General features: G+C 62.2%; 2 protein-coding genes. Both read left to right on the top strand.

The window, feature by feature from the left end; all coding sequences use genetic code 11:
• The coding region (locus EOA85_RS36420) for a UbiA family prenyltransferase (protein WP_164760186.1) at positions 1 to 529 on the top strand (529 nt) is incomplete at its 5' end.
• A 2-nt stretch (positions 530 to 531) separates the two neighbouring features.
• Positions 532 to 693, top strand: a complete 162-nt coding sequence (locus tag EOA85_RS36415; RefSeq protein WP_077381685.1) for a hypothetical protein — start codon at positions 532 to 534, stop codon at positions 691 to 693.
• The last annotated feature ends 114 nt before the right edge of the window (positions 694 to 807 follow it).

Genomic DNA, 807 nt, shown 5'->3' with positions numbered 1-807 from the left:
CGTCTACACGATGTGGCTGAAGCGCTGGACGCCGCAGAACATTGTCATCGGCGGTGCTGCCGGCGCCATTCCGCCGGTGATCGGCTGGGCCGCGGTGACCGGAACGGTCAGCCTGGAAAGCGTCGTCCTGTTCCTGATCATCTTCCTGTGGACGCCGCCGCATTTCTGGGCGCTCGCTCTCTTCAAGTCCGAGGACTATGCCAGGGCCGGCATCCCGATGATGCCGAATGTCGCCGGCCAGGCTTCGACCCGACGCCAGATCTTTGCCTACGCGCTGATCCTCGCGCCGGTTGGCGTGCTGCCATCGGCGCTCGGTTTCACCACGCCCGCCTATGGGGTCTTTGCGGTGCTGCTCGGTGCCGGCTTTGTCTGGTATGCGTGGAAGGTGCTGCAGATGGCGGACGACGACCATGTGATGAAGCCGGCCAAGGCATTGTTCGGCTACTCACTGCTCTACCTCTTCGCCATCTTCGCCATCTACCTTGCCGACTGCGTTGTCGCGCGCGTGCTGGCCATGGGCGGAGCATGACCATGGCCGATAAGAAACTTGAACTCGTCACGCTGACCGAGCGCCAGCAGAAGGCCCGGCGCAACCGTTCGGTCGCCATCGGCCTGGCGCTGGCGGTGCTTGTCGTCATCTTCTATATCGCGACCGTCGTGAAGTTCGGTCACAACCTCACCGGAACGATGTGAGGCTCAAGATGAACCGCAAAACAGTGACCCATCCTCAAAAGAGGAACACCAACCGCATCGTCGCCGGCGTCTGCATCGCCTTTTTCGGCGGCATGATCGGCATGGCCTATGCTG

Origin of the sequence: Mesorhizobium sp. M5C.F.Ca.IN.020.29.1.1 (assembly GCF_003997375.1) — a bacterium.
Lineage (GTDB): Bacteria > Pseudomonadota > Alphaproteobacteria > Rhizobiales > Rhizobiaceae > Mesorhizobium > Mesorhizobium wenxiniae.
This window is presented reverse-complemented; position numbering and strand designations above follow the sequence as displayed.

What these genes read in the sequence shown, in the direction of transcription:
- EOA85_RS36415 (WP_077381685.1), top strand. Translation starts at nt 532, where the DNA reads ATGGCCGATAAGAAACTTGAACTCGTCACGCTGACCGAGCGCCAGCAG.